The sequence below is a fragment of the Trichodesmium erythraeum IMS101 genome (genome assembly GCF_000014265.1).
Classification (GTDB): Bacteria; Cyanobacteriota; Cyanobacteriia; order Cyanobacteriales; family Microcoleaceae; genus Trichodesmium; species Trichodesmium erythraeum.
On the sequence record NC_008312.1, the window covers coordinates 5,869,275 to 5,894,116 of the forward strand.

Genomic DNA, 24,842 nt, shown 5'->3' on the forward strand with positions numbered 1-24,842 from the left:
AGACCTAAAACGTAGGAAAATGAAATATTTGAGTTGATTCTATGAAACAACAACAAAAGAGGGAATTAGTAGCTATTATTGGCATGGCATGTCGATTTCCAGGAGCAAATGACTATGGTCAGTTCTGGAAAAATATGGAAGCTGGAGTAAATAGTATAAGTGAAATACCCTCCCAAAGGTGGGAAGCAGAAAAGTATTATGCTCCTATTCCTAATCAACAAAATAAGACGATAAGTAAATGGGCAGGGTTGATAGAAGGAATAGATGAGTTTGATGCCGAGTTTTTTAGTATCTCTCCTAGAGAAGCAAGAAAGGTAGATCCACAACAGAGAGTTATATTGGAATTGAGTTGGTCTTGTATAGAAGACGCGGGTTATTCACCATCTCAGCTTTCAGGAAAAGATGTAGGTGTTTTTATGGGTGCTTGTAATTATGACTCTATTCTCTTGATGAACCGAAATCAAGAAAATATAGAAGGTCATAGTGGAACAGGAACCTGGACTTGTATGATTCCCAACCGTATCTCTTCATTTTTTAACTGGCACGGTCCAAGTATTCCTATAGATACAGCTTGTTCAAGCTCACTGGTAGCTATTCATTATGCACTTAAATCTCTCAAAGAATCAGAGTGTGAAATGGCATTGGTAGGTGGTATAAGTGTGTTATTCACCTCAACAACATACATCCAGATGAGTCAACTAGGGATGTTGTCGCCAACAGGACAATGTAGAACATTTAGCAGCGATGCCAATGGTTATGTGAGGGGAGAAGGAGCTGGAGTAGTTTTATTAAAACCTCTAACAAAAGCTATAGTAGATGGCGATCATATTTATGGTGTAATTCAAGGGAGTGCAATTAATCACGGAGGAAAAGCTAGAACTATAACATCTCCTAATGTCTACGCCCAAGCTAAAGTAATTCGTTCAGCCTACATTAACGCTAATATTTCTCCGGATACAGTATCTTATATAGAATCTCATGGAACAGGCACACCATTAGGAGACCCAATAGAAATTAATGCTTTGAAAAGAGCCTACAAGCAACTTGCTCAGCAGTATGGAGTCGAAAAAACAGAGAAACCCTACTGTGGTATAGGAGCAGTTAAAAGTAATATAGGACATTTAGAAGGAGCTGCTGGAATTGCTGGATTAATCAAAGTATTATTAGCAATGAAGTATAAAAAGCTCCCCAAAATTCTCAACTTCAAGGAATTGAATCCACGCATTAAGATTAAAGATACTCCTTTCTATATCATAGAGGAAAATCAAGAGTGGAAACGATTAAAAAATGAGTTAGGAGAAGAGATTCCCAGACGTGCAGGTTTAAGTTCTTTTGGTATTGGGGGCGTTAATGCTCATATTGTATTGGAAGAACCTCTAGAAGAAGTAAAAATTAATTTAAGTGATACTTTAGAGCGTCCACAAGAGATTTTAACTCTCTCAGCGAAGACAGAGAAAGCACTGAGAGAATTAGCCACAAAATATCAAACTTATTTACAATTAGACAGTGAAGCATCGCTATCAGATATATGCTTCAGCGCTAATAAAGGTCAGACACATTTTACAAAAAGATTAGCAATAGTAGCAGAGTCAAAGAGGGATTTACAGCAAAAATTAGCAGGTTTTCTCCAGGATAATGCGACTCAGGGAGTATTTACAGGAAATTCAGACACTCAGACGATAGCTTTTCTCTTTACTGGTCAAGGTTCCCAATATGCTGAAATGGGAAGGCAGTTATACGATACTCAACCTACTTTTAAGAAAATTATTGACCAGTGCAGTAAAATTCTGGAAAAATATCTAGAAGTTTCTTTACTAGATGTACTTTATCCTAATCTCACTATAAAAAAGGAAGAGGTTTCATCTTTAATAGACCAAACAGCTTATACCCAACCTGCTATATTTGTAATAGAATACGCTCTAGCTAAATTATGGGAATCTTGGGGAATTAAACCAGATGTAGTTATGGGTCACAGTGTTGGTGAATATGTAGCAGCAACAGTAGCAGGTATTTTTAGTTTAGAAGATGGTCTCAAACTGATTGCAGCAAGGGGACGGTTAATGCAACAGTTACCCGCAGGTGGAGAAATGGTAGCTGTGATGGCATCAGAAGCAAAAGTGAAAAAGCTCCTCAGACCTTATGCAGAAAAAGTAGCCATCGCAGCAATAAACGGACCAAAAAGTGTAGTTATTTCTGGTGAGGCGACAGCAGTCAGGGAAATTGTCAGCAGTTTAGAGTCAGAAAAAATTAAAACTAAACAATTACAGGTATCTCACGCCTTCCATTCACCATTGATGGAACCAATGTTGGCGGAATGGGAAGCAGTAGCTAAGGAACTAACTTATCATCAACCAGAGATTCCAGTGATATCTAACGTCACGGGAACAATAGCAGATAAAAGCATCACAACAGCCAAATATTGGGTAGATCATGTACGTCTACCAGTCAGGTTTACTGAAGGTATGGATGCTTTACAGAAACAGGGCGTTGAAATTTTCTTAGAAGTCGGACCGAAACCAATATTGTTGGGTATGGGTCGCCGATGTCTGCCTAAAGATGTAGGTGTTTGGTTACCATCATTGCGTCTGGGAGTAGATGAGTGGCAACAGATGTTATCAAGTTTAGGGGAGTTGTATGTACAAGGAGCGAAAGTAGATTGGTCAGGGTTTGACTCCGACTATAGTCGTCAGAAAGTAGCATTACCCACATATCCATTCCAACGAGAACGTTATTGGGTAGAAGAAAATGGATATGGGAAAAAGTTATTAAGTAAACAGCAAACAGTAAAGGAACTTCATCCATTATTAGGTTACAAAATAAATATTGCAGGTCAACAGCAGATATTTGAATCATTCTTGGGAGCAGAAAAACCAGAATATCTGAAAGACCACAGGGTATTTGACGAACCTCTATTCCCGACAACAGGATACCTAGAAATAGCCCTAGCAGCCGGGCAAAACCAGTATAAAACCTCTTGGATAGAAGTAGAAGACCTGAGGATAGAAAAAGGCTTAGTATTACTAGAGGGAGAGGTAGAAACAGTTCAGACTATACTAACTCCCCAAGAAAATCAAACCTATCAATTCCAAATATTTTCTCAAGAGCAACAGGGAGGAACTCAACAATGGGTACTCCATGTAGCCGGAAAAATACAGCAGGCAGCACAACAAGTAGAAGAAGAAAAATTAGATATAGAGAAATATTTAGGAGAGTGTGATCGCTCCATAGAAATCAAACAACACTATCAACGTTGTCAGTCCATGGGAATTAGCTATGGTTCAAGCTTCCAAGGGATAAAACAACTGTGGAAAGGAGAAAATCAGGCATTAGCCAAACTCGCTATCCCAGAAGCACTAGCAGGAGAAATGGGGGAATATAACATACATCCAGTTATATTAGATGCAGCACTGCAAGTAATATTCAATGCACTGCCAGAAGCAGAAAACGAAAATCAAACCACATATCTGCCAGTAGGTGTAGAAAAATTAACAACCTACAGCAGCCCAGAGGAGTCAATGTATGCTTACGGAGTGGTAGATGGAACAGGTGGAGGAAATTGGAAAGCAAACGTCATCCTCAGCACCGAAACAGGAAAGATAGTTGGGAAAATATCAGGGTTACGAGTAAAAGCAGCAAGTAAAGAAGCCTTACTAGGAAGCAAACAAGAAACAATTAAAGACTTGCTGTATGAAATAGAATGGAGAAGCAAAGGTCGCTTGGGAAGACTACTACCACCAGATTATTTGCTGGCACCAACAAAAATAGAACAGCAACTACAACCAACCATAAGAGAATTAATAGCTCAGGCGAATCTAGAAAGCTATCAAGAAATACCAGGAAAATTAGAAGAGTTAAGCCTGGAGTATGTACTCCAAGCAATTAAGGAACTGGGGTGGTATTACAAAGTAGGAGATAAGTTGAACAGTGAACAGGAAATAGAACGGCTAAGTATAGTACCAAGTCAAAAACAACTATTCAAGCGAATGCTACAAATGTTAGGAGAAGCAGGAATAATTGAGCCAGTTGTTGGTACAGATGAGTGGAATGTAGTGCAAACATTAGACAACAGTGAAGAACAAGGGCCGAAAAAAGGTGAAAAATTCCTGAGTGAGTATCCCCAAGCAGCAGCAGAGCTAACACTATTAAACCGTTGTGGCACGGAACTAAGTGGAGTATTGCAAGGAGCAACAGACCCAGTAGAGTTAGTGTTTCCATCAGGAGATTTGACTGCGGCTACCAGGGTATATCAAGACTCCACCCTCGCTAAATTTATGAACTCCTTAGTAGAAAAAACTATTGCTACAGCAATTGAGAAGTTACCAAAGGATCAAGGGATAAGGTTATTAGAAATAGGAGCAGGAACAGGAGGAACGACCAGTTATATTTTACCGACTCTACCAGAAACTAATACAGAGTATGTATTTACAGACTTGGGAGTCTTATTTACTACAAAAGCCAAAGAAAGATTCCAGGATTATCCTTATGTAGAATATCGGACATTAGATATAGAAGTAGACCCGACAACTCAAGGCTATAATGCTCATCAATATGATGTGATTATTGCAGCTAACGTCCTTCATGCAACAACTAATATCAAGGAAATACTGTCTAATGTGCGAAAACTCCTAGCACCAGGTGGGATATTAGTATTATTTGAAATTACAAGCCGTCAACGATGGCTAGATTTAGTATTCGGACTATTGGAAGGATGGTGGAGATTTGAAGATCTAGACATACGACCAGACTATCCATTACTGAGTCGCTCTCAGTGGCAAGAGGTATTGATGGGAACAGGGTTTACAGAAGTAGCCACCTTGCCAGAAGTAGAAGGAATGCCACAGGTATTATCTCAGCAATCTGTTATTATTGCTCAAGCAGACTCAACGGCCTCAGTACCAGATGCAAAGGGTTGGTTGATCCTAGCAGATAAACAAGGAATTGGCCAACACTTAGCAAGACAACTGGAGTCTTTTGGAGGTGTTTGTACTGTAGTATTTGCTGGTGAGAAATATCAACAAATCACTCCAGAAGAGTTTACTATTAATCCTGATCGCCCAGAAGACTACGAGCAACTGATGACAGCAGTGGTAGATAAGTCACCGGCATTGTCTGGAGTTGTGCAATGCTGGACAACAGAATTTGCAGCCACAAAAGAAATAAAAGATTTATCTCGATGGGGATGCGGAACAACATTATTTTTAGTGCAAGCCTTACTTAAAAGTCGATTACAGCGATTGCCACAGTTATGGTTAGTTACTTCAGGATCTCAACCAGTACCGTTAAATAGTCCTTTGATTCCTGGAGTCAGTCATTCTTCCCTATGGGGAATGGGGAAAGTTATTAACTTAGAACATCCAGAACTCAATTGTGTTCGTATAGATTTAGACCCAGAAGCAACTGTCGAGAGTAATGCCAACCTACTATTTAATGAAATCTGGTCAGAGGATAAAGAAGACCAAGTAGCATTACGGGAGAATTCACGCTATGTAGCTCGATTAGTAGCCAGTCATCATCAGCGAGTAGCAACAGGGGGACTGACAATACCATCACAACCATATAAACTCGGCATATCAGAAAAAAGCAGTTTAGACAAGCTTATTTTAGAGCCGATTAACAGAAATGCTCCAGCAGCAGGGGAAGTAGAAATTCAAGTCATGGCAACAGGACTGAATTTCCTAGATTTGGTAGCAACATTAGGATTAGTACCAGATGAAGTAGACGGCGTGTCTCAAAAACACCTGGTAGATATCAATAGATTTGGGGTAGAATGTAGTGGTTATGTAGTTGCAGTGGGAGAAGGAGTCAAAGGATTAGAAGTAGGAGATATGGCGATCGCTATGGCTCAGGGTAGCTTCAGCCAATATGTCACAGTCAATGCTAGTTATGTAGTGCCGAAGCCAGAAAATATAACTTTTGAAGAAGCAGCATCAATACCAGCTAACTTCTTAACTGCTTATTATGCCTTACATCACATTGCCAAGATTACTAAAGGCCAACGTATCCTGATTCATGCAGCAGCCGGGGGTACAGGTATGGCAGCCGTGCAAATAGCTCAAAAAGCAGGTGCAGAAGTTTTTGCGACAGCAAGTCCTCCTAAATGGGAAACTCTACGGAAAATGGGAGTCAAATATATTATGAACTCCCGGACTGTGGAGTTTGCCGACCAGGTAATGGAATTTACCGAAGGGCAAGGGGTGGATATAGTGCTGAACTCCCTAACTTCAGGAGATTTTGTCAGGAAAGGTTTATCAGTAGTCAGTCCTCAAGGTAGGTTTATAGAAATAGCCAAGCGGGGGGTATGGAAATCTAGCCAAGTAGCAGAAGTAAGGCCAGATATATCCTATTCTATAGTAGATTTGCTGCGAAAGTCTCAGGAAGAACCAGAATTAATCAATTCCATGTTGCAGGAGTTAACAGCAGATTTCTCCAATAGCTTACTCAAACCAACACCATTAAAAGTATTCCCCATAGAGGAAGTCATCAGTGCCTTCCGTTATATGCAGCAAGCTAAACATATAGGAAAAATTGTCGTTACTCAGCCAAAACAACCAGACAAACCAGTAAGTTTCCGTGGTGATGCTGCATACTTAATTACAGGAGGTATGGGCGGTTTAGGCTTACTAATATCTCGTTGGATGGTGTCCAAAGGAGCTAAACACTTAGTTTTACTGGGGCGTCGGGCACCGAATGAGGTAGTCAAAGAAAAACTGGTCGAATTGGAAGCAGCAGGGGCATCAGTGACAGTAGAAACATTAGATGTGTCAGACTGGGAAGGGATGAAAGGAGTGATAGAGAGGATTAATAACTCAGGCACACCATTAGCAGGGGTAATGCACTCAGTGGGTGTATTATCAGATGGGGTGCTAGAAAATCAAACCTGGTCAAGTTTTGAGCAAGTCATGGCTCCCAAAGTTCAGGGTAGTTGGTATCTACACCAGTTGACTCAAAATCAATCCTTAGACTTTTTCCTTGTGTTCTCTTCAGTAGCATCTTTATTTGGTTCCTCTGCTCAGGCAAATCATTCAGCAGCTAACGCTTTTCTGGATGGTTTAGCTCACTATCGTCGCTCTCTAGGATTACCAGGATTAAGTATTCATTGGAGTACTATTTCCCAAGTGGGAGAGGCAGCAGAAAGAGGTGCTGATGTGAGGTTGCAAAAACAGGGTATAGCTGCTTTGACTCCCACTGAGGTATTAGAATCTCTAGAAGTGTTAATGAGTAGTAACGCTAACACTGAGGTAGCAGTAGTAGATATTGATTGGTCAAAGTGGCAAGAAAGAGCATCCCAATGGAGGTTTTTAGCAGATTGGGAGGGAGTTGTTGCGGGAGTTATAGGCACAGAAACTAGGCTTTTAGAACAACTAAAAGAATCCTCATCAGAGGAGCAAGAAAAAATGTTAGTGGATTACCTCAAAGGTAAAGTAGCTAATATTTTTGGCACAACAACTGGCAAAATCATGGATATAGAGCAACCATTAACTACTATGGGACTTGACTCTTTGATGGCAGTTGAGCTACGGAATCTCATCCAAAGGGAATTGGGATTTGATATACCTATGCAAACAATAATTGAAGGTATTAGTATTTCGGAAATAGTCGATCTAGTATCTGAGCAGCTATTGTTAGAACAAGTTAGTTACTCAAATACTTCACCAACTGAAGAAATCGATGAAGATATGGAGGAAATTACTCTATGAAACTGACCCAAATTCTGTCTCAAATCTCTAGCCAAGGCATTAAATTATGGGCTGAAGGTGATGAGTTAAAAATCCGCGCTCCCAAGGGGACACTAACAGCAGAAATTCGTGATTTATTATCCCAAAATAAACTCGAATTACTCCAGTTACTTCAGCAAAAGAGTAGTAATATTAGTGCCACATCTGTGCCTTTAGTTCCTGTTGGTAGGGATAAAGATTTGCCAGTTACTTATCAACAGGAGCGTCTCTGGACTATAGATCAGTTAATGGGAAATAAGCTGAATCTCAATGTTTCTACAGCCCTAAGAATTGAAGGTTTAATAGATGTCCAACTACTACAAAAAAGTTGGAATGAAATGATGAGTCGTCATGAAACTTTGAGGACTACTTTTAGTTTTGCTGAAGGGTCATTAATTCAAGTGGTTCTTCCTAGTTTAGATTCTGAGATTTCAGTAGTAGATTATCAAGGTTTAAGTAAGACTGAGCAAGCAAGTGTAATTCAAGAGGCTATTGAACAGGAAGCCCAACAATATTTTGATTTATCTGAAGGCCCACTGTTAAACGTAAAACTTTTCAGATGTAGCGAGCGAGAAGGAGTATTGCTATTAGTATCTCATCATATTATTAGTGATGGTTTATCTCACAATTTTTTATTTCGCGAACATATACTTTTGTATGATTCTTATCTGAGTAAAAAACCATCTCCTTTAGAAGAATTAGATATTCAATATGGAGATTATTCTGTTTGGCAGCGACAGTGGCTACAAGGAGAGGTGTTACAAAAGGGAATAGATTTTTGGAAAAAAGAACTGGCAGATATTTCTACTTTATATCCAGTACCATCTGATATTTTTCAAGTATCTCCAGGCTTTAAAGCTATTAAGAAGACTTTTTCAATACCCAATAATATATTGTCTTTAGTGCAAAAGGTAAGTAATCAATATAGTGTTACTCCTGTAGTTATTTTCCTTTCAGTGTTTTATGTATTGATATTTCAATACTCTCTAAAACAGGATATTGTTGTTGGTCTCCCAGTTTCGGGAAGGTTACATCATAAACTACAATCTGCCGTTGGTTACTTTACTGATACTATCCTATTACGAGCCAAAATATCTGATAATTTTATTACATTTAAAGAATTACTTAACAAAGTTAAAGAAATTACCATTAAAGCTTATGCCAACCAACATATTCCTCTCAACTTTGTAGCAGAATTCCTGAATCAGCAAAACAATCAACAATATAGAAATTTATTTCAGATTTTCTTTGACTATATTGACTTTGGAGGAGAAGATAAGATCGAATATCCTAATTTGACAGGAACTTCAATAGAGGAAAAGTTCCCTTCAGATATAGATTTGTTCTTTCTTTTATTAAAATTTGAACAGGAGCTAAAAGGGTCTTTTAGTTACAATCCTGAATTATTTGAAGAAGAAACAATTACAGCTTTAATAGATTCCTATTTGTTGCTTCTAGAAAAAGCAATTAATGCTCCAGAGACACAAATAAATGATTTAGAAATATCAGAAAATCTGGCAAAACGTAAGACTGAGATTCACAGTCAATCAAGAAAAATAAATCTGATAGAAACTGGTTTAAAATCTATTTCTGAAGTTAAAGAGTCTGCTGTTTTGACTAGGGATAATCAACTGGTTGCTTATGTGGTTATTACCGATGATTATTCTGTAGAGAAAGTACAATCTTTCCTAGAATCTCATCTATCTTCCGAGTTTCTCACTGATGCTTATATACCTGTTTCTACTCTACCAAAAACAGAATCTGGAGAAATAGATGAAACTGCTTTAACAAGTTTAGAAGTTATTGACTCAGAATTAATTAATCGTTGGGAAGAAAAACTGCGATCGCATCCCGAAATAGAAGAAGTGGCGGTAGTTGTGCAGCGCAAACAAGCTTACCCAGTTATACCAGTAATTCAGGAAACAACAGTAGAAAAGAATGGTAAGGATAACACAAAAGACTTAAAAATTGCCGAAGAAAATATTGCAGATACTACCCCTGCTGAGGTAGACGAGGTTGCTGCATCTGTAGAATTTGAAACTTGGGCAGATTTATTACCAGGTACAAATGAACCAGCGATATATAGCACTGACGGTCGTAAACCTCTTACTCATGCACAACTAAAAGATTTTGTACAGTCACCGCCAGACAAGGCCAGTCTCAGCTATTTGGGGATTAAAATAACTGACCGTGTATGTGCTGCTACTCCCAATGGACCAGAAGCAGCAATAGCATTTTTGTCCTTAGCACAACAGTGTGTGTTTGCACCTATTAGCACTTCTCTGACGGAAAAGCAAGTTCAGTTTGAGTTGGAAGACCTGGGTGCAGTAGCTTTGTTATTGCAAAAGGGAGAAGCTAACAGTAGTGATAATGCAAAGTTAAAAGCTTGTGCGGAAAGTTTAGGGGTGCGGGTTATTGAGCTAATACCTGATGCTTCAGTATGTGGCTTATTTAGCTTGGAAGAAATTACTACAAATAAGGAAGAGCATCAACCAATAACAGAAGGTAATAATAAACCTACTCGTGACCATATAGCTTTAGTGCTGCATACTAGCGGTACAACAAGAAAACCCAAGACAGTACCTTTGACTCATGGGAATTTAACAGCAGGTTCTTTAACTATTAGTCAGACTATACAACTAACTCCAGAAGATACCTGTATCAATATCATGCCTTTGTTCCACATTCACGGTCTTTCTGTTAATATTCTGGCCTCACTGTTAGCTGGTGCTAGTGTACTTTGCATGCCAGGGTTATACGCAACAGAAAAAGGAGTAAGTGATTTCTTTGAGTGGTTGAAACCGGACGAGGGAAGCGATAGAAAGAAAGTAACTTGGTATTCTGCTGTACCAACCATGCACCAAGCAATTTTGGAATATGCAGAACAAGCATTAGCGGAAACAGGTAAAGCTCCTGAACACTCTCTGCGTTTAATTCGTAACTGTTCCGCAGCACTGCTACCAGCTATTGCCGACCGGATGGCAAAAGCATTTAAATGTGAAGTATTGCCTACCTATGCAATGACAGAATCTATGCCTATTTGTAGTCCAGAAGTAGGTAAGGGGTTACTCAAGCGTGGCTCTGTAGGTCGCGCTGCTGGTCCGAAAGTAATTATTGGAGATGTCAAACTAGATGGAAAAGGCAAATCAGTTCTAAGTGTGCTAGAACCTTATGCTGAGGGGGAGGTAATGGTTCAAGGTGCCTGTGTGACTGCTGGATATGAGTTAAGGGAATGGATGGATTATAATCCTAATAAGGAAGCCTTTATTGACGGTTGGTTAAGGACTGGGGATAAGGGTTATAAAGATAAAGATGGTTATGTTTATCTGGTAGGTCGGTTCAAAGAAATTATTAACCGAGCAGGGGAAAAAATTAGTCCGATGACAGTGGAAGATGTATTGCAGCGTCATCCAGCAGTAGGTCAGGTGGTTGTATTTGCTGCCCCCCATGAACTTTTTGGTGAAGTAGTGGGAGCAGCAATAGTACCAGTTCCCAACCAGACACGACCAACTCTAGCAGCATTACGTCAGTTTGCTATGAAGCAAAAAGAACTGGAAACCCAGTATTTGCCAGAATGCTTAGTTTGGATGAATGCTATTCCTAAAGGTCTGACAGGGAAACCTGCGCGAATAGGTTTAGCCAAAAGGTTAGGAATACCTATTCTGACGACTGATGTGACAGCATCACCTCGAACTTTTGTGGCCACAAAAGGAGGGGATGGTAAGTATGTTTTAGAAATATTGGAGAGTCAAATTGAGAATGGAAAAGGAAGTTGTCAGAGCTTACAACAGTTGACTGTTTATTTTACTTCTAAGACAACAGAGTTTTCTTTAAGTCAGTTGTCAGAGTTTGAAGTACGCGATCGCTTTGGTACTCTCAGTCAAATCATGCCTTATGCTTTCGTCCAGTTAGACACATTACCATTAACATCTGATGGAAAAATAGACCGGAAACGGTTACAAAACCCTGAGAAAGATGGTGGTTCTCAAATTGTACAACAAGGAAATGAGACTGAGCAAAAGATTGCTGCTATTTGGAAAGAGGTACTGCAAATAGAAGAAGTTGGGATTTATGATAACTTCTTTGAATTAGGAGGTAAGTCTGTACTACTAATTCAGGTGTATGCCAAGTTACAAGAAATATTTGATATGAATAACTTGAAGGTTGTTGACTTGCTAGCTAACCCTACAGTTTATTCATTAAGTCAGTTTATTATCAATGGCGGTACAGCAGAATCAAACAAACAGAGCCAAGTTAGTTATCAGAAGCGTTTAACTAAACGTCTCTCTAAGAAAAGTGAAAGGGGTAATATGCGGAAAAAACTCCGTTCTCAAAAATAGATAATAGGGAGTAAGGAAAAAACACAAAATTTATTTTGCTTGAATTTACCTGAAATTTAATACCTCTAAAACCTAAAAGTTAAAATCTAAAACCTAAATATATAATAAAAATTATGAATCAGCCAGAAGAACCACAACAATATAATGATAATGAAATTGCTATCATAGGAATGTCTGGACGGTTTCCAGGGGCAAAAAACGTGGAGGATTTTTGGGATAATCTCAAGAATGGTGTTGAATCTATCTCATTATTATCAGATAAACAGTTGAGCAAGTCTGGTGTTGCACCCGAAATACTTAATAATCCCAACTATGTTAAAGTTAATTCTATGGTCTCAGACATCGATATGTTTGATGCTAATTTTTTTAACTACAGTCCTAGAGAAGCAGAAGAAATAGACCCGCAACAACGACTTTTTTTAGAGTGCGCCTGGGAAGCAATAGAAAGTAGTGGTTATAACCCAGAAAACTATGAAGGTTCAATCGGGGTATATGCTGGAGGTGGACTGCCTACCTATTTAATGTATAACCTGGAAGACCAAGATTTTATTCTACTGGGTAATCGCTACTTTACCCAAATGGTAGGTAATGACAAAGATTACTTAGCAACCCGCACCGCTTACAAACTAAATCTTACTGGACCAGCGCTCAATATTCAAACAGCTTGCTCCACTTCATTAGTTGCAGTACATTTAGCATGTCAAAGTTTGCTCAATGGAGAATGTGACATGGCTCTGGCAGGTGGTGTTTCGATCCAAATCCCTCAAAATGTGGGATACTTACATCAGGAAGGATTGATCGGCTCTCACGATGGTCATTGTCGAGCCTTTGATGCCAGAAGTTCGGGAACAGTTTTTGGTAATGGTGTAGGAGTTGTGTTACTTAAACCACTGCAAGATGCTATAGCAGATGGAGATTGTATTCATGCTGTAATTAAGGGTTCGGCGATTAATAATGATGGTTCTTTGAAACTGGGTTATACTGCTCCCAGTGTTGATGGTCAAGCTGCAGTTATTTCTGAAGCTCAAGCTGTTGCTAGTGTAACTCCAGAAACAATTACATATATAGAAGCTCATGGCACGGGTACGGAACTAGGAGATCCGATTGAGATTGAAGCTTTAACAAAAGCCTTTTCAGAGCATACTGATAAAAAACAATTTTGCGCCATAGGTTCCCTAAAAACAAATGTGGGACACATGAATACGGCGGCAGGGATAGGAGCATTGATTAAAACTGTTTTGACTCTCAAACATAATTTAATACCTCCCAGTCTACACTACGAAAAACCTAATCCCCAGATTAATTTTAGCGATAGTCCGTTTTACGTCAACAGTACTTTATCTGAATGGAAACGCAACGGCACTCCTCTACGAGCAGGAGTTAGTTCTTTTGGTATAGGTGGAACTAACTCTCACGTTGTATTGGAAGAAGCTCCCAGTCAGGTTAAAGAAGAAGATGATTTGCAACGTCCCGTTCATATATTAACTTTGTCAGCTAAGACTCCAACAGCTTTAGCAGATTTAGTAGATAGTTATCATCATTATCTAGAAACTAATCTAGATTTGGATCTAGGAGATGTTTGTTACACTGCAAATACAGGAAGAGTTCATTTTAACCACAGATTAGCAGTTGTTGCTGAGAAACAAACAGAATTAACTGAAAAACTGCGACAGTTTAAATTAGAAGATAAAGTAGAGGGTATCTGTTCTGGGAAACTGTTAATCAACGCTACTGCTCCTAAAGTCGCCTTCCTATTCACAGGTCAAGGTTCCCAATATGTTAATATGGGCAAGGAGTTATACGAACAAGCACCAGTATTCAGAGCGGCACTTGATGAATGTGAGGAAATATTAGAGGAACTGGGTGTAAATTCTATATTAGAAATTATTTATCCTGAAGGTGGAGAGACATCACCCCTAGACCAAACAGCTTATACCCAACCTGCTATATTTGCCATAGAATACGCCCTAGCTAAATTATGGGAATCTTGGGGAATTAAACCAGATGTAGTGATGGGTCATAGTGTAGGTGAATATATAGCAGCAACAGTAGCTGGAATATTTAGTTTAGAAGATGGTCTGAAACTCATTGCAGCAAGGGGACGGTTAATGCAACAGTTACCCGCAGGTGGAGAAATGGTAGCTGTGATGGCATCAGAAGCAAAAGTGAAAAAGCTCCTCAGACCTTATGCAGAAAAAGTAGCTATCGCAGCAATAAACGGACCAAAAAGTGTAGTTATTTCTGGTGAGGCGACAGCAGTCAGGGAAATTGTCAGCAGTTTAGAATCAGAAAAAATTAAAACCAAACAATTACAGGTATCTCACGCCTTCCATTCACCATTGATGGAACCAATGTTGGCAGAATGGGAAGCAGTAGCTAAGGAACTAACTTATCATCAACCAGAGATTCCAGTCATATCTAATGTCACGGGAACAATAGCAGATAAAAGCATCACAACAGCCAAATATTGGGTAGATCATGTACGTCTACCAGTCAGGTTTGCTGAAGGTATGGATGCTTTACAGAAACAGGGCGTTGAAATTTTCTTAGAAGTCGGACCGAAACCAATATTGTTGGGTATGGGTCGCCGATGTCTGCCTAAAGATGTAGGTGTTTGGTTGCCATCATTACGTCCTGAGCACATCCCTCTCCAGTCCTCCTTAGAAAGCGCGAGGTCAGAGGATTTTTCACAGATGCTTTCTTCTCTGGGAGAGTTATATGTGCGGGGAGTAAAGGTAGACTGGGTAGAATATGATGGAGAGTATAGTCGTCAGAAAGTAATATTACCTACTTACCCATTCCAACGACAAAGATACTGGATAGATAACTATTCGCGGGGGAGAAATTCTGTTTCAGTCAGTAGCAATAATGGTTTTGTCACTGAGGAGGGAACATCAAATCCTTTATTAGGTCGTAAATTACTTTTACCCTTTGCACAACAATTCCGCTTTCAGACTAAATTAACTCCTGAGTTTCCTTCTTATGTGAAAGACCACAGATATTACGGCAAAATAGTTGTAGCTGGTGCGTCTCACATTGTTCTTGGTCTCCTTGCTGGTAAAGAAGCACTAAACAGTGATTCTTGCGTTGTCGAAAATATTGAATTTTTGCAGATATTGGGAGCAGATGAAACTTCTAGTCGTACAGTGCAAATACTTCTGGATCAAGAAAAAGAAACAGAATATACTTATCAATTGATAAGTTGTGAAGCAGGAACAGAATACGACCCATCAACAGTTTGGACGGTTCACGCTAAGGCAAAAGTTCGCTCTGTTAATAACTCAGAGTTACCGAAAGAAAATATTGATATTGCAGCAGTAAAAAACCGATGTATTCAGTCTCTTTCCAGTGATGAATATTACTCAACTGCACTGGAACCCATGAAAGGAGACTTTCACCTAGGACCGACATTTCAATGGACAGAACAAGCTTGGATAAGTAGTACAGAAGGCTTAGTCAAAGTAAAAGCAGGTGAAAACAATGAAGAGATGCAGGAATATTGGCCTCATCCGGGTATGGTTGATTCTGGAATTGTGCCAGTAGCTCTGTTGTCAATACTTAGGGAGTTGTCTCAGAATACTGAGAATAATGGTAATGGCAAAAAAAATGCCATTGATAGTGAAATGGAAATTCCTACCTACGCATTTGCTGGAGCTAAGAGCTTTAAGTTTTTTGATAATTTTGACATTGATGATGATTTGTGGTATTACACCAAAATTGACGAGTCAAGTTCTTATGATCGAGGAGAACTTCTAGGTGAGACTTACTTGCTCAATGGAGATGGCAAAGTATTAGCAGAATATAGTGGTATAGACTTCCGTCAATTAAGTCGCAAGTTATTGTTGAGGAGCTTTGGACTAGATTTCAGTCAGTGGTACTATCAAACAGAATGGCAACCTGCTGCTTTGATGCCTGGTGAGACACAGGAAACAGGAACTTATCTGCTATTTTGCCCTACAGGAGAATCAAATAGTAAGTTAAAAGAATGGAGCGATAGCCTGAACTCCCAATTATTAGACCAAGGTCATCAATGTATTGTTGTTTATCCAGCAGATAGTTACAAAAAGTTATCCTCTGAAGGCAAAAAACAGATAATTCAATTATCTCCAACACAACCAGAACATTTCCAAAAGTTACTTGATGAGGTAAATGAATTAACAGAAGAGTTACCTTTGAAGGGTGTTATTCACCTGTGGAGTTTAGATACAGATGTTGAGGAGTTGACAAAAACAGAAGAGATAATTTGTGGTAGTATCATTAACTTCTTGCAAGGGATGCGATCGCTAGAAAAATTACCTCCTCTTTTGTTAGTGACTCAAGGAGCTTCATTAGAAGTCAGAAGCAAGGAGTCAGGAGTCAGTATTAACGCTCAACCGCAACAAGCTCTTTTATGGGGGGTAGGCAAAGTCATAACTATGGAGTATCCGCAGTTAGACTGTCGTTGTTTAGACCTAGACCCTAATGCTGATGAACAAGAAACTTTAAAAGTTTTACTTGATGAGGTCGCTAACCATCAGACATCAACCAGTGTGGAAAATCAAATCCGCTATTGTCAAGGAAAACGTCAAGTAGCAAGACTAACTCAACCCAGGTTAGATACTGATGCTAAGTTAGCTATTCAGACGGAAGCAAGTTATTTGATTACTGGTGGTTTAGGTGCTTTGGGGTTAGAAGTGGCTCAATTACTCGTACAGCAGGGCGTTAAGAGTATAGCCTTAGTAGGGCGCAACTCTCCCTCAGAAACCGCCCAGGAAAGTATCCAAGAATTAGAAGCAGCAGGAACTCAAGTTTCAGTATTCTTAGGGGATGTCTCTGTGGAAAAAGATATGGTTAATATTTTCCAAAAGATACAGACATCCTTACCTCCCCTTAAAGGTGTAATTCATGCTGCCGGAGTTTTAGATGACGGTTTCATACAACAAATGACTTGGCAACAATTCACAAAAGTTACTGCTCCCAAAGTTACTGGAACTTGGAATCTACATAAATTAACAAAAGATATACCATTAGATTTCTTTGTTTGCTTCTCCTCCCTTGCATCAGTGTTAGGTTCCCCTGGTCAAAGTAACTATGCCGCAGCTAACGCCTTTATGGATGCAGTGGCCCAATATCGTCAGAATTTAGGATTACCAGGATTGAGTATTAACTGGGGACCTTGGGCAAATGTTGGCATCGCCGCTCGGATGGGGGCACAACAACAAGGTCGTCTACAAAGTCAAGGTTTGCAAGGGATTCAAACAGAGCAAGGGTTACAAGCTTTAGAAGAAGTATTGGCGACCGATGAAGCACAAATAGCAATATTTAATATTGACTGGCCACACTTGTTGAGTCAGTTTGGACAGATGACTCCAGCATTTCTATCGGAAATAGCAAGTCAGCATCCACTCCAAGGTAAAGCAAATCAGGGACCTAAACAACGGGAGTTGTTAGAACAAATGAAGGTGGCAACAACTGACCAACGACAAAGGTTAATGGTTGATTACTTGATCGGTGTTGTGGCTAAAGTATTGAGGCGGGGTAAAAATGATTTACCAGACCCAGAGGAAGGATTCTTTAATTTAGGAATGGATTCGCTGATGGCATTGGATTTTGGGCAAATGATTCAGGTTGATTTAGGTATTACTTTGTCCTCAACTTCTACTTTTGAGTATCCAAATATTCAGGCATTAGCTGAGTATCTAGAGGAAATAATTCCGAAAGTGGATGAAAAAGAGGCTGAGTATGAAACAGATGATACTGCTATTGATGCAGAAAGTCTAATTACAGAGATTAGTCAGCTTTCAGAAGACAAAATGGATGAAGCTATTGATGAAGCTCTGACTCAACTTTATCAGTTTATATAGAATTGAGAATTTAGAATTGAGAATTCAGAATTGAGAATTAAGGAGTTAGGAGTCAGTTATCAGCTCACAGTTATTAGTCTTGCCTAAAGATACTGAACTCCTCCACTCCCCCCCCCACTCCAATACTCCCTATTCCCTAATATTTACTAAAGAAGGAATTAAACATGGAACCTAGCTCCGAAACTATTCAACTCTCAAATCAGCAACGTCTTTTATTAGCAGTTAAACAAGCAACTGCTAAATTAAATGAAATAGAAACAGCAACCACCGAACCAATAGCAATTATTGGTACTGCTTGTCGTTTTCCAGGGGGTGTTGATACTCCAGAGTCTTACTGGGAATTTCTCAGGGAATCAATAGATGGCAGAGTAGAGATTCCTAAAGAGCGATGGGATAATGACCTCTACTACAACCCCGACCCAGAAGCACCAGGTCAAATATACGTTCGTCATGGTTATTTTCTCCAACAACCAGTAGACCAGTTTGACCCCGCTTTTTTCAGTATTTCTGGGGTAGAAGCAAATAAGATGGACCCATCACAACGACTTTTGTTGGAGGTAACTTGGGAAGCATTAGAAAATGCAGGTATTTCACCCAGGAGTTTGAAAAATACTGATACTGGAGTATATATAGGTCAATGTTTTAATGATTATGCCTTGATTGGTATAAATGCTTTACCTAATAACTTTGGTGATTTTTATTTAGGTCTAGGTACAGCGATGAATACTTCATCGGGTCGGGTGGCTTATGCTTTTGGGTTACAAGGACCAACTTTTACTCTGGATACAACTTGCTCCTCGTCCTTAGTTACTTTGCACATAGCTTGTCAGAGTTTGCGGAGTGGAGAATCTAACCTTGCTCTGGTGGGTGGAGTAAATTTAATGCTTCATCCCAATGTTACTCATGGATTCTGTAAAGGTCGAGCATTATCCCCTGATAGTCGTTGTAAGACTTTTGATGCTAGTGCTGATGGTTATGCTAGGGGAGAGGGTTGTGGTATTATTGTTGCCAAACGTCTTCGGGATGCTGTGGCAGATGGCGATCGCATTTTGGCTCTGGTGAAAGGTTCTGCTATTAACCATGATGGCCCTAGTAGTGGACTGACAGTTCCTAATCAACAGGCACAAAAGAAGGTAATTCGGCAAGCTTTGGTAAATGCTAAGGTAGACCCGTTAGCAGTTGACTATGTTGAATGTCACGGTACGGGAACTTCTCTGGGAGATCCTCTGGAGGTCAAAGCTATTGATGAGGTTTATTGTCGAGAAAGAAGTAAGGATGACCCTCTGGTTTTGGGTGCGGTTAAAAGTAATGTGGGGCACTTAGAAGCTGCTGCCGGGGTTGCAGGTTTAATTAAAATTATTTTGGCTCTGCAAAACAAGGAAATTCCACCTAATCTTCATTTTAATCAACCTAACCCTCAAATTGATTGGGATAAAATTCCGGTGCAGGTGGCAACAAGTGTTGTACCTTGGGAAAAACCAGGTAAACCTCTTTTGGCAGGAATTAGCGGATTTGGTATGAGTGGGACTAATGCTCATGTAATTTTACAGGAAGCACCAGAACAAGTTAAAAGTAAAAATGATACAGATAGATCCCTTCATTTATTAACTCTGTCAGCTAAAACTAAAAAAGCTTTGGAGAAGTCGGTTGTTCGTTATCAAAATTATCTAGCACAAGAGAATAATGGGAATGAGTTAGCTGATATTTGTTATACAGCTAACACAGGACGTACCCATTTCAATCATAGGTTAGCAGTTATCGCAGCTAATCAAGCAGAATTATTGGAGAAATTAAGCGCTGGTTTAACTGGGGAGGAAATATTCTCTGGACAGGTATCTAGTAGCAGTTTACCAAAGGTGGCTTTCTTATTCACTGGTCAAGGTTCCCAATACGTTAATATGGGTCGGAGATTATATGAGCAAGCACCAGTTTTCCGACAGGCGATCGACCAATGTAATCAAATTTTCACTACAATTGTTGAGGAGCAAGCAGAATCAGAGGAAATGTCTCTGTTAGATGTCATATATTCTGATACTACAGAAGATTCTGATTCATCTCCACTACACCAAACTGCTTATACTCAACCAGCACTATTTTCTATTGAATATGCTTTGGCTAAATTATGGCAGTCTTGGGGAATTCAACCAGATGTAGTCATGGGCCATAGTGTGGGTGAATATGTTGCAGCAACAATAGCAGGAATTTTTAGTTTAGAAGACGGATTAAAGTTAATTACTGCTAGGGGACAATTAATGCAACAGTTACCTTCTGGTGGTGAAATGGTTTCTGTTATGGCCTCAGAGTCAAAAATACGCCCTCTCCTAAAAAATTACACAGATCAAGTGGCTATGGCAGCGATTAATGGGCCAGCAAGTGTGGTGATTTCTGGAGAGTCAGAAGGGGTAAGAGCGATCGCTACTAAGTTAAAGTCGGAAAGAATTAAAACGAAACAACTGCAAGTATCCCATGCTTTTCATTCACCTCTAATGGAACCAATGTTATCTGAGTTTGAAGCTATAGCTAATCAAATTGATTATAGTATACCCAGGATACCGATAATATCTAACGTCACTGGGGCAAAGGCAGATAGTAGTATTACTACTGCTAAATATTGGGTAAATCATGTCCGACAACCAGTTAAGTTTGCCCAAAGTATGAATGCTTTACACCAACAGGGAGTTGATATTTTCCTAGAAGTCGGAGCAAAACCAATATTATTAGGTATGGGCCGTCGGTGTTTACCAGAAGATGTAGGTGTGTGGTTACCATCATTACGCCCTAATGTGGATGAATGGCAGCAAATACTTTCTAGTCTATCAGAATTATACGTTCGGGGAGCCAAAATAGATTGGTCAGGGTTTGATGGAGATTATCAGCGACAAAAAGTGACTTTACCTAATTATCCTTTCGAACGTCAACGGTATTGGATAGAAAGTGAGAAGTCAGGGTTATCAGGATCGACTGTTTCTCAAATAACAGAAACGGCAACAGAAACTTTAACTAAGCAACTGGCAGAAACTGGTAATCTTTCAGCAAGCGAACTGAAGTTAGTGCCAAAAATACTGGATTTGCTCAAACAACAACAGTTAAAATCTGTTACAGAGTCGGACCAAAAGTATACAGAATTAGAAGACTTAGTTTCCCCTTCGTCAATAATAGATATTGAGAAGTTTCAAGCTGCTTCGAGAAAAGAACAGAAGTTGATGATAGTAGAGTATTTGCAAGAATTGGCAATGAAGGTACTGCAACTGAATACTTCTGAGGTTTTAGACCCCAATGAATCTGTTCTAGAACTAGGTTTTGATTCTTTGAGCGTTGTAGAACTTCGGAGCAAAGTCGAAAAACAACTAGCAGTAACTATTCCTGCCAGCTTAATTTTGCAAGGTCCTAGCATTATGGAATTAGCAGAAGCATTGGTTGAACAATTAACTAATAGCGGCTCATCTGACCAAGGTCCCGTTAAGAGCAAAAAAGGAAGTGGTTGGATTGCATACCACAAACCTAAACTTAATGCAAGTACCCGTTTATTCTGTTTTCACCCATGGGGTGCTAGTGCTTCTATGTATCAACAATGGTCTGATGCTTTGCCTCCAGAAATAGAAGTTTTACCCATTCAACTACCAGGTAGGCAAAGGCGTATTCAGGAAAAACCATTTACAGATTTTGCAAGTCTAATAGAGGTTTTAGCAGATTTCCTTTCTCCTTATTTGGATAAACCTTTTGCTTTCTTTGGTCATAGCATGGGAGGGTTCATTGCTTTTGAGCTTGCCTATTTTCTGGAAAAACAATATAATTTGAAACCAAGACACTTATTTTTGAGTGGTGTTGTTCCACCATCAGACAATACTTTCTTAGAAAAAATAGGATCTCTTTCAGAAACAGAACGACTTAATTATCTTCTAGAAATTTCAGAAATTCCAGAAAGTATTACTGAAGATTCATCCCTTTTCCATGAGTTAATGAATATCTTTAAGGCAGATTTTCAACTGTTACAAAGTTATCGTTATCTAGAGAAAAAGCCACTAGATTTCCCAATCTCCAGTTTTAGTGGAGTAGATGATTATACGATTAGCGATCGCCAACTTAATAATTGGTCTAAGTATACTACCAGCAACCTAAAAATAGATAGGATACCTGGTAAACATATGTTTATGTTCTTGAAAGATAGCCAAAAATTACTTTTGGAGCTGATTTCTCAAGAACTTTTACCACAATTAATTGCTCAATAAATTATTAGGGTGCAGATTTTGCACCCTTTTTGAATAAAATTAGGGAGTATTGACTTAATCAAAGAATAACGATTTAATTCTTCAAAAGTATACTTTTAGACAGGTTTATAGTATAAGCCAGTTTGTATAACCGTGTTATACCATTTCTCAAAAAAAATTCTACATTTTTTGCAGTATGAGAGTAGGGAATTAGAGAAGTAAGGGAATAGTAAACATAAGAATAACTAACATTAACTTAGCTAAATAGAGTAGTAAAGTTATTAATTATTTAAGAACTGAAGTTTTACTTAAGTTTAGTATTCATTTTGGTAATTTGTATAATGCTTGTATTTATAACAAAATACAACCAAACTAGGAGAAAAAAGAATGAGTGATAATTTAATCTCAAAAGATAATTTAGTTGGTACTTGGAAACTTGCTGATTTTTATACTATTGATTCAAAACAAAAAATTGCTTACCCCTTTGGTAAAAATCCTACAGGCTATCTTATATATACTGAAAATGGATATATGTCTGTGTTAATTATGACGACTAATCGCCCACTTCTTGGCCTATCAGTGGAAGAAATGCAAGATTTGAAAAGTCCTAAGTTAGGAATAAAATTAATTGCTAATCTTGGTAAATATATTAAGGCTACTTTGAGATATTTTAGTGCTGGTAGAAATTGTCTTTCTTACAGTGGTAGGTATGAAATACGAGACAGTACAGTTATTCACCATATTGAAGTTAGCCTAGTTCCTGATTGGGTTGGTTTAGACTTTGAACGTAATGTAGAATTTTCAGAAGGCCAAATTATACTTACTAATATGTTAAGAGATACATCCTTTAACTTAACTTGGAAACTGGTTCCTTAAGATCTTTGATTAAAAATAATTTGATGTTCCATAATTAGGCAAAGTTAGAATAGTTGTATAGCCTGTTTGTTATATTTTCTGATCTAAATGCTTACCTCAATAAATATACATACAATATATAAAAAATTGTTAGAGCAATTATAATGAATAATCAAATTTCTAGTAACCCAGACCAAAACTTAGAAATTGCTATCATTGGTGCTGGAATATCTGGTCTGTGTATGGCAATTAATCTCAGAAAAGCTGGCATTACAACTTTCAAAATTTTTGAAAAATCAGATAATGTAGGCGGTACATGGCACGATAATACATACCCTAGTTGTGGTTGTGATACACCATCTATTTTATATTCATTTTCCTTTGAACCTAAAAGTGACTGGACGCGACACTTTCCCAAACAACCAGAAATTCTAGAATATCTAGAACACTGTTCTAAGAAATATGATATCAGAAAACATATTACTTTTAATACAGAAATTAGTAGCGCTTTTTTTGACTCAGAAAAAAATATTTGGCGTATTTATAGTGCCTCTGGGGAAGAATTTTCTGCGAATATTTTAGTTAGTGGTTGCGGACAATTAAATAAACCCAAAATTCCTCATCTTGATGGTCTAGAAACATTTTCGGGAACTCAATTTCATTGCGCTCGTTGGAATCACGAACACGATCTAAAAGATGAAACAGTAGCAGTAATTGGTACTGGTGCAAGTGCAATTCAGTTTATTCCTATTATTGCTGAACAGGTGAAAAAGTTAATTGTTTTTCAACGTAGCGCGCCATGGATCGCACCTAAACCAGATTTTAAATTTACAAATTTTATTCATTGGTTAGGCAAGAGTTTCCCATTTATTCTTAGATTTTACCGATGGTTATTGTATTTAGTCCTAGAATATTTTGTTGTTTATTTAACAATAAAACAAAATACTATCGTTGGAAAACTTGTTAGTACTTTCCTCAACTTCCAAAGGGAGAAAATTATCAAAGATGAAAATCTTAAATCTATTCTAAAACCTAACTATGAAGTTGGTTGTAAGCGCATTTTAATTTCCAATGATTATTATCCAGCTCTACAACTTCCTAATGTAGAGGTAGTTGCTCAGGATATTAAAGGGATTAATCAGAATCAAATTATTACCAAAGAAGGGAGAGAATATCCCGTAGATACTTTGATATTTGCTACAGGATTTGATACCAAACTTTTGTCCTCAATTAAAATTGTTGGTTTAAACAATCAATTGCTACAGGACAAATGGCAAGATGGAGCAGAAGCCTATAAAGGCATTATGATTCCCGAATTTCCAAATTTGTTTATGTTGTATGGACCTAATACAAATACAGGAACTCAGTCAATTATTTTCATGGTTGAATGTCAAGTTAATTACATTATTTCTTGTATCAAAATGATGCAGAATAAATCGCAGAAATATTTGGATGTGAAGCCTGATATTAATTCTGAGTATAACCAAAAATTACAAGTTGCAGCTAGTCAAACCGTGTGGAATAGTGGTTGTAGCAGTTGGTACAAAACAAAAACAGGCAAAATCGTCAATAACTGGCCTTTTTCAACTGTACGTTATTGGCTCACAACTTCTCAAGCTGATCCCAAAGACTTTAATTTTTCTTAACCTGTTCTTAAAGGCGATAATTATTTTGTCAAAATACTTTTGCGTAGATCAAAAAAATCTTATATACTTAAAGAGAGTACAGTTTTTGTTTTTAACAAAAAATAATAAGGACAAAATGAATTATTAATTAATTGGGTCTATATTTGATTTTACAGCCAGCTTGTATGTGTTCTCCTCAGGCCTTATCTTGTCAATGCTTTTTTCAAATTATCCAGTTTTGCACCACTAATTAATT

At 38.4% G+C, this 24,842-nt stretch carries 6 protein-coding genes; all 6 read left to right on the forward strand.

The window, feature by feature from the left end; genetic code table 11:
* Positions 1-41: 41 nt before the first annotated feature.
* The 6 genes from TERY_RS26450 (at position 42) to TERY_RS18375 (ending at position 24,607) form a co-directional block, all read left to right on the forward strand.
* On the forward strand, positions 42-7,697 hold the full coding sequence (locus TERY_RS26450; protein ID WP_011613193.1) for a type I polyketide synthase: 7,656 nt from the start codon (positions 42-44) through the stop codon (positions 7,695-7,697).
* Entirely contained in the window at positions 7,694-12,055 is a 4,362-nt protein-coding gene (locus TERY_RS25685; RefSeq protein WP_011613194.1) for a condensation domain-containing protein, read from the forward strand. The genes TERY_RS26450 and TERY_RS25685 overlap by 4 nt, the downstream gene beginning before the upstream one ends.
* 113 nt (positions 12,056-12,168) lie before the next feature.
* Positions 12,169-17,898: a type I polyketide synthase gene (locus TERY_RS18360; RefSeq protein WP_011613195.1), complete on the forward strand. Its 5,730-nt coding sequence runs from the start codon at positions 12,169-12,171 to the stop codon at positions 17,896-17,898.
* A gap of 164 nt (positions 17,899-18,062) precedes the next feature.
* A complete protein-coding gene (locus TERY_RS18365; RefSeq protein WP_011613196.1) occupies positions 18,063-22,127 on the forward strand; it encodes a type I polyketide synthase in 4,065 nt (1,354 codons plus the stop codon).
* Positions 22,128-22,493: 366 nt separating this feature from the next.
* The gene (locus TERY_RS18370; RefSeq protein ID WP_011613197.1) at positions 22,494-22,982 is read left to right on the forward strand and encodes a lipocalin-like domain-containing protein; all 489 of its coding nucleotides are present in this window, start codon (positions 22,494-22,496) and stop codon (positions 22,980-22,982) included.
* Positions 22,983-23,125: 143 nt separating this feature from the next.
* Positions 23,126-24,607 (forward strand): NAD(P)-binding domain-containing protein, encoded by a 1,482-nt coding sequence (locus TERY_RS18375; protein ID WP_011613198.1) that lies wholly within the window; start codon positions 23,126-23,128, stop codon positions 24,605-24,607.
* The last annotated feature ends 235 nt before the right edge of the window (positions 24,608-24,842 follow it).

What these genes read in the sequence shown, in the direction of transcription:
- TERY_RS26450 (WP_011613193.1), top strand. Translation starts at nt 42, where the DNA reads ATGAAACAACAACAAAAGAGGGAATTAGTAGCTATTATTGGCATGGCA.
- TERY_RS25685 (WP_011613194.1), top strand. Translation starts at nt 7,694, where the DNA reads ATGAAACTGACCCAAATTCTGTCTCAAATCTCTAGCCAAGGCATTAAA.
- TERY_RS18360 (WP_011613195.1), top strand. Translation starts at nt 12,169, where the DNA reads ATGAATCAGCCAGAAGAACCACAACAATATAATGATAATGAAATTGCT.
- TERY_RS18365 (WP_011613196.1), top strand. Translation starts at nt 18,063, where the DNA reads ATGGAACCTAGCTCCGAAACTATTCAACTCTCAAATCAGCAACGTCTT.
- TERY_RS18370 (WP_011613197.1), top strand. Translation starts at nt 22,494, where the DNA reads ATGAGTGATAATTTAATCTCAAAAGATAATTTAGTTGGTACTTGGAAA.
- TERY_RS18375 (WP_011613198.1), top strand. Translation starts at nt 23,126, where the DNA reads ATGAATAATCAAATTTCTAGTAACCCAGACCAAAACTTAGAAATTGCT.